At 36.7% G+C, this 7,087-nt stretch carries 8 protein-coding genes; 4 read left to right on the top strand and 4 right to left on the bottom strand.

Translation table 11 applies throughout. From position 1 onward, the window contains the following. A partial coding sequence (locus tag NZ519_10205; GenBank protein ID MCS7029119.1) for a hypothetical protein occupies positions 1-314 on the top strand: 314 nt, incomplete at its 5' end. Positions 315-518: 204 nt separating this feature from the next. Here NZ519_10205 and NZ519_10200 read toward each other — a convergent pair. Continuing rightward, positions 519-2,027, bottom strand: coding sequence for a formylglycine-generating enzyme family protein (locus NZ519_10200; GenBank protein ID MCS7029118.1), 1,509 nt, complete (start codon positions 2,025-2,027; stop codon positions 519-521). After that, entirely contained in the window at positions 2,005-2,214 is a 210-nt protein-coding gene (locus NZ519_10195; GenBank protein ID MCS7029117.1) for a hypothetical protein, read from the bottom strand. Before NZ519_10195 ends, NZ519_10200 begins: the two co-directional genes overlap by 23 nt. Here NZ519_10195 and NZ519_10190 point away from each other — a divergent pair. After that, entirely contained in the window at positions 2,206-3,135 is a 930-nt protein-coding gene (locus tag NZ519_10190; GenBank protein ID MCS7029116.1) for a helical backbone metal receptor, read from the top strand. The two genes, NZ519_10195 and NZ519_10190, sit on opposite strands and share 9 nt — an antisense overlap. A 66-nt stretch (positions 3,136-3,201) precedes the next feature. Here NZ519_10190 and dnaN read toward each other — a convergent pair whose 3' ends face one another. Both dnaN and NZ519_10180 read right to left on the bottom strand, forming a co-directional pair. Beyond that, positions 3,202-4,335 (bottom strand): DNA polymerase III subunit beta, encoded by a 1,134-nt coding sequence (gene dnaN, locus NZ519_10185; GenBank protein ID MCS7029115.1) that lies wholly within the window; start codon positions 4,333-4,335, stop codon positions 3,202-3,204. Positions 4,336-4,416: 81 nt separating this feature from the next. Next, on the bottom strand, positions 4,417-5,262 hold the full coding sequence (locus tag NZ519_10180) for a phosphate ABC transporter substrate-binding protein (protein ID MCS7029114.1): 846 nt from the start codon (positions 5,260-5,262) through the stop codon (positions 4,417-4,419). A 166-nt stretch (positions 5,263-5,428) separates the two neighbouring features. Here NZ519_10180 and NZ519_10175 point away from each other — a divergent pair, with 166 nt between their 5' ends. Together NZ519_10175 and lpxK are read left to right on the top strand one after the other, a co-directional pair. Further along, positions 5,429-5,848: an ATP-binding protein gene (locus NZ519_10175; GenBank protein ID MCS7029113.1), complete on the top strand. Its 420-nt coding sequence runs from the start codon at positions 5,429-5,431 to the stop codon at positions 5,846-5,848. 44 nt (positions 5,849-5,892) lie between these two features. Then, positions 5,893-6,987, top strand: a complete 1,095-nt coding sequence (lpxK, locus tag NZ519_10170) for a tetraacyldisaccharide 4'-kinase (protein MCS7029112.1) — start codon at positions 5,893-5,895, stop codon at positions 6,985-6,987. The last annotated feature ends 100 nt before the right edge of the window (positions 6,988-7,087 follow it).

The following is a 7,087-nucleotide window of genomic DNA, read 5'->3' as shown; positions in this document are numbered from 1 at the left end:
AGTCTGCATATAAAACTAAATCTGCCCACAAAAAACGCAGTGGCGTAGGGCTTTTTACAATGATTTTTGTGGTAGGTTTGATTATTCTCATTTTTATCAGTGCTATCCGTTCTATGAGCCGTAATGGGCGTTACACTTATGGCGGTGGATATGGTGGAGGATTTTACTATGGCGGATTTTATGATGGAGGTTATTACAGCAGTTCAGGCAGTGGTAGTTCGTGGGACAGTGATAATTCATACAGCAATAGCAAAAGTTTTGGAGGTGGAGGAGGTGGAGATTTTGGTGGCGGGGGGGCTAGTGGTGAATGGTAACTCAAAATTCTACTTGTATTTATGTAAGGTTTGAAGATGATTTTATTTTTTGGGCGTGCCCCTTGCTGACGCAAGAGCACGCCCGAAAAGTAAAATTTTCTAAAAACTAATACAAAATCTTACCTAAACCTTACGTTGCAAAGTGTTTGTCTATAATGTGAAACGTGCGGTATCACTATGTTTGCCAATATGTCAGACTCGAGTTTATTTCTTTAAACTGTCCCAATCGGTAAATATCAGCCCTCCTGCATCTTTTTCAGGATAATGAGGTTCAAAGCGTATTCCTAAAATGTCCTTATACAATCGGGACAAAGTATACATCCATTCATCTGCCCGGTAGCCCACATATCGTAAATGAAAATTATCTAAATTAGTTTTAGCTGCACGGATATAGACAGGTCTGTGTATACCTTTGGCAAAGTACTCAAAACCTTTTTTAAGAGTTTTATACTTGATATTGACATTCTTATCACCTGAATACTGCGGAGGTCCTTTTTCCATTAACACATTTTGCCAATGATACGCCATTGGATTATTAAACCACCTTGGAAAAGAACAAGAAGCAAATCCACTTTCAGATGCTATGATTCCTGTTAAAAACAGCGGATGAACCTTGTACTTTTGGCAAACTTCAACGATTAACTCTGCCATTTGTTTGGGAGTAATGATGGGCTGCTCATCGATAGGTTCATGAAAGTATAGACAATTAGGATAAAATTCATGAATGTATAAAGCTAATCTTTCTACAAAAGCCTTAGAGTAGCAATCTATCGGCTTAGGATTTTGATAATGAGAAGTTTCATACTTATAAAAGTCATGTTCAACTTTTGGTAGAATTTGTGCTTTGTTTTGTTCAAGGGGTATATTAGCTAGTATAGGTCTCACGCATCTAAATCCAATATCGTAGTTGTAGTTACTTGGGGCGCTGTAGCTTCGGTAATGTACGGTTAGATATTTTGGAGAGGGGCTGCCCCACGCGCCTCCTCGTATCACTTTTACTCTTCCTTCTGCTGGACCTTTGGGATTGTACTTGGGACTTTTTGAATAATAGTTGGCGTCATACCAATCATTACACCATTGCCAAACATTGCCACTCATGTTATAAAGTCCGTAGCCATTTTGTTTTTGGGATTTTACAGGGGCTAAGCGCCACCAATCACCTATTTTGAAACCTCTTTCGTTGTCATAATTAGCATATTCGTCTTTGAATTCATCGCCCCAAGGATAGTTTTTCTGTTCAAGTCCCCCGCGCGCAGCATACTCCCATTCCGCTTCCGTAGGCAAGCGATAGCCATTAGCGGTACTATCCCATTCAAAAATAGGATAGCCCCAAGCATCCAATTTATTAGTCCTTTTGTACGCAGGTTGAAGACCTTCTTTTTTACTTCGCCAATTACAGAAATCCGCAGCGTGGTACCAACTTACACCACTAACAGGATTTTCAGGTTGATGATAAGTTTCATAGTACCAATACTTTGCAATTTCTCCCCCTTCTTTTACATATTGCTCAAAATCGGCATAAGTAACAGGCGTCTCATCTATGTAAAATGTTGAAATGAAAACCGTATGCGTATCTTTTCCTGCTCCCATCACAAAACGCCCCGAAGGTATTTTTATCATTTTCTTTAAACCATAGTATTCCAAAGGTGCAGCATAATCTGTAAGTGCAAATTTTTGTTGTGTCTGCTTCTTATGGCTGCAGCTGATAAACATCAAAACGAATAGTACTGACAACAAAAAATGCTGCTTTTTCATGGTGAAAAAGTATTTTGTTTTGCAAAACTGCAAAATATTGGCGTTGCAACAATTTTTTACTTGTTGGCATACGCACAAAGTTTTTATTTTGAGATTCATTCATTTTTTTGGTAGGACTTTTTATTATTGGCAAAATATGCTGCACAAACTCAAATTTTATTGTATTGCGGTAAGTCTATTTTTAATGTCTGAAGCTTGCCAAACTACTAAAAATAAGAAAGAGTATAAAAGTTTTAACATAGTAGATGATGTTAAGCAAAATCACTTTTTTAGCCATCATCCTCGCCGTGTAGTTTGTTTAGTGCCAAGTGTAACAGAGTTGCTATATGCCATTGACGCAGATAGTCAAATTGTAGCTGTTACCGAACATTGTAACTATCCTGAGAGAGCTAAAAATCATCCTAAAAAATTAGTAGTCTATCCGAATGTAAGCACAGAGCAGGTTTTAGCCCTAAAACCTGATGTTATCTTGGCATCTACGGAAATCATAAGCATTAAGCTAATAGAGCAGTTTAAGCCTCACCAAATTCCTGTTTTTTTTGTCAATTATCAAACGCTTAATGATATACCTCGTACTGTAAGAGTGCTAGGTAAGCTGCTTGGCAAAGAGATAAAGTCTAATCAAATAGCCGATAGTGTAGAGAAAGTAATTCAGGAATATGCACAGTATTCGCCTTTGCACCGCCCTAAAATGTGGGTAGCCATAGGTACTCAACCTCTTTATACTGCGGGTAAAAACAGTTTTATCAATGATATGGTCTATATTTCAGGTGGTCAAAACATTGCCGAAAGCATCACTTATATGGCTTATCCTGTACTTACACGTGAATTTATCCTATCTCAACGACCTGAATATTTAGTAGTAAGTCATCAACAAAAATCAACTGTACAACAAACTTTGCTGCGCTTGTATCCTGAAATGAAATCCTTACCTTGCTTGCAAGATACGAGTAAAATTATTGGAATAGAAGAAGATCTTTTAGTCAGACCTACTCTACGTAGTTTAGAAGCGGTAAAAAAGCTGCGTTCGGTTATTCTTAAAAAGAGCTTGCGGCAAAATAACTAAAATCACAAAGCTAACTACATAAAAAAGTGGCATACATGCGTATGCCACTGAAAATTTCTTTGTATATTAAGAATAAGAGGGCGAAGAAAGCATAACAGGCATAATTAGCATAATTAAGCTTTCATTAGCATCATTTTCAGTAGGTACAACCAAGCACGCCCTGTTAGGAGTAGACATCATAAAAGTAGTTTCTTTTGAAGGAATGTTAGAAACAACGTTAAGTAACATATTAGCATTGAAGCCAATTTCCATATCTTCGCCTTCATGCCCACAAGGGATATATTCCGAAGCTTCGTTAGCAAATTCAAGGTCTTCTGCGTTTAAGGTAAGCATGTTTCCTTGTATTTTTAAGCGGATTTGATGTGTGTGTGCGTTAGAATATAGAGAAACTAGTTTGAGAGCTTTAATAAAAGAATCAGTATTGACTATCACTTGGTTGGGCGAGTCTACAGGAATTACGTTTTGATAGTCAGGGAAGCGTTCTTCAATCAAGCGGCAATTCATACGAGTACCATCTAAATAAAAGGCAGCACTACTTTGATTAAATTCTATTGTTACGATATTATTTTCGGAAGATTGTAGCACTCTTTGAAGGATTGTCAGCGCTTTTTCGGGAATGATAATTCGGTACTCTTCAGGAGTTGTGATATCTGAAAAAGCGTATTTAGCTAAGCAATGTGCATCTGTGGCTACAAAATTAAGTCCTTGTGGAGTAAAGTGAAATAGTACTCCCATCATAGCAGGGCGCATGTCATCTTTGCTAACGGCAAAAAGAGTACTACTTATTCCTTTGAGTAATAGTGCTGCGGGCATTTGTACTTGTATTCCTTTATCAACTGTATGCGGCTGCGGGTAGTCATTCGGATTTTCTCCTACTTGTTTGTATTTACCACTATCCGAATTTATTTCTATAGCACGAGTTTCCTCATCAAATTTAATTGTAATCGGTTGTTCAGGTAATTTAGATAAAGTTTCTGTCAGTATTTTAGCTTTTACTGCAATTTTACCTTGATCTTGTGACTCCACAGGTAAAGAGGTAGTCATAGTTACTTCTAAGTCTGTAGCCGTAATTGTAAGCTGACCTTGATTGAGCTCAAAGAGAAAATATTCCAATATAGGTAAGACAGGGCGACTAGGAACTACACGACTGACGTAGTTGACATGCTTATACAATAGCTGTGATGATACAATGAATTTCATAGATACAAACTTTGGTTACAAAAATAGAAAGAATTATTTAGGTATGCAAGTGAAAAATATCTTTTTATTTTGCTGTATATTTTAGTCTATTGGGCGTATGGGAAAAACACCGAACTCTAATAGCATGCGCTGTGCTTCAGGTGTTAAAGTCCACTGTATAAAATCACGAACTACTCCCGTAGGCTGCTCTTTGCATATTAAAAACAAATTTCGTGTAGCAGGATAATATCCATTTACAGCATTTTCGTATGTAGGTAGGTATGCTGTAGAATCTTTGTGAATTTTAATAGGACAAATTTTGACAGGTTTATTTTTGGCATAATCAGGAGAGCCATACCCAATAGCAGAAGGATTTTTAACAATATCAGGTATCATTAAATCAGTACTGTCTACTTCTATAACATTGTTACCCAATCGCCTGCCATCTAAAATGTTTTTCTTAAAATATAAGAACGTACCCCTGTAAGAAGAAAGAGAGTAAGGTTTTATCGGAACATCTAGTCCTCCGAACTCTTTCCAATTTGGCGCTTCGTCCGCGTAAATTCTAATTAAATCCTCAAATGAAAGTGCTTTTACAGGATTACTCGGATGCACAAAAAAAGCTAAACAAGACATAGCTATGGGAATTTGATAGGGCGGAAAGCCATTACGTAAATTGAGCTGTATAAGCTCATACTCCCTAAGTGCCCGAGAAGACATGACCAAATCAATATCTGTACCTGCATAGAGTTGCAATATCCCTACATTGGTATGTCCACCGTCAATCACAATCTTAACTTTGGGATTTTTTTTCATGTATACGTCGGCTAATTTCTGCATAAAAGGGCGCATGATTTCTGACCCTACAATTTTAATAGTGGTCTTCTGGGCAAAACTGAATAGGGATAATACAATTAAATGGTAGATTAAAATTGCTCTTGCCTTCATGGAATAGCAAAAATAGCAAAAAATGTATGCTTATTGAAATTACTATAAAATTTATTAACGCTTTTAGTTTTACCTCTCTGCACAATCGTTTTTTTGGCATATATGTTTTTGTTCAAATCTTTTGTAACTTACTTTTTCCGTAAATTTTTTCTAATTTTGTCAAGGTATGCAAAACACCTTTAAGTTTCAATTTCCCACTGATATAGAAACACTTGGCGTTGTAGAAAGATTTATTGAAGACACCCAACATTTGTGGAACATTTCAGAAGAAGCTTATGGTAACATTATGGTAGCTGTAAGCGAAGCCATCAACAATGCTATTTTTCATGGAAATAAATTAGATAAATCTAAACACATTTACTTTGAAGTACATCATGACCAACAAACCTTAACCTTCAAAATCTCTGATGAAGGCAACGGCTTTGACCCTGATAGTTTACCTGACCCAACTTCCCCTGAACGTATTTTAGAACCTGGCGGAAGAGGCGTTTTTTTAATGAAAGCTTTGGCAGATAAAGTCGAGTTTTTAGACAATGGCAAAACAGTAATTCTAACTTTTGAATTAAAAAAAGAAGTTTTTTTGTGATATTCTTTGCCTTGTGTAGCAACTGTTTTATGCAATTTTGAAGTGTGAAATCTATTCTCAATTACTTTCGTTGGCTTCTTTTTCCCATCAGTGCGGTATACTATGGTGTAATGGGCATAAGAAATTTATTTTATGATTTAGGCTTATTCAAATCTCATGTCATACAAAATGTAAAAATTATAGCTGTGGGGAATATTTCCACAGGGGGAACAGGCAAAACACCTTTGGTTCAGTACATTGCCCAATTTTTACATACTCAAAATAAAAAAGTAGCTATTCTTAGCAGAGGATACAAGCGTACTACAAAAGGATACATTTTAGGTAAAGACTATGAAAAAGTATATCATGTAGGCACTCAAATTGGCGATGAACCTACGCAATACGTGCATAATTTACCTTTTGCTGCGGTAGCCGTATCTGAAAAACGAGTTATAGGGGCAAATGAACTAGTGCGTACTGTATCGCCTGAAATTATTCTTTTAGATGATGCGTTTCAGCATCGTGCGATTGAGAGAAATTTGAATATCGTTGTATTGGATTATCATTCTCCTCCTTGGCAAGATTTTTTGCTTCCTATGGGAAACCTTCGAGAACCTATGATTAGTTTAGAAAGGGCGGATATTGTAGTGATTAACAAAGTAAAATATCAACCTCAAACTCAAAGAAAACTTTCTCAATTTGAACGATATATTCATGCAATAAAACCTAATTTGCCTATTTTTATCTGTTCGTATCAACCTCAATATTTGGTCAAAATAGCTGATGGGAATATAGTACCATTGGAAGAGCTTCAAAACAAGTGTGTATTTGCTGTTTGTGGCATTGGCAATCCTGATTATTTTATTGCGCAGTTAGAAGAACTGAAAGCTGAAATTCCCACTGTTTTGACCTTGAAAGACCACAGAAATTTTGATGCAAGTGTTATCAAGTGTATACAGGATGAAATAGCCTTGCTCAATCCTGATTATGTAGTTTGTACAGAAAAAGACTTTTATCGCATGCGGTATACACCTGCTTATCAGGTCCTGAAAGAAATTCCTAACTTTTGTTTCTTAAAAATTGAGCTAGTTTTTTGGGACCAAGATGAAGAAAAGTTCAAAACTGCCATTATGGAAAAGCTATTTTCTTCGCCAAGCTAATAATTTTGCTTATTGATGAATTATTTTTTTGGGCGTGCCCCTTGCTGACGCAAGGGTCGGGGCATTCCGCACTGCGCTTCGCTTCGGTGCTTCGCTAACG

The organism is Bacteroidia bacterium (assembly GCA_025056095.1).
Lineage (GTDB): Bacteria > Bacteroidota > Bacteroidia > JANWVE01 > JANWVE01 > JANWVE01.
This window is presented reverse-complemented; position numbering and strand designations above follow the sequence as displayed.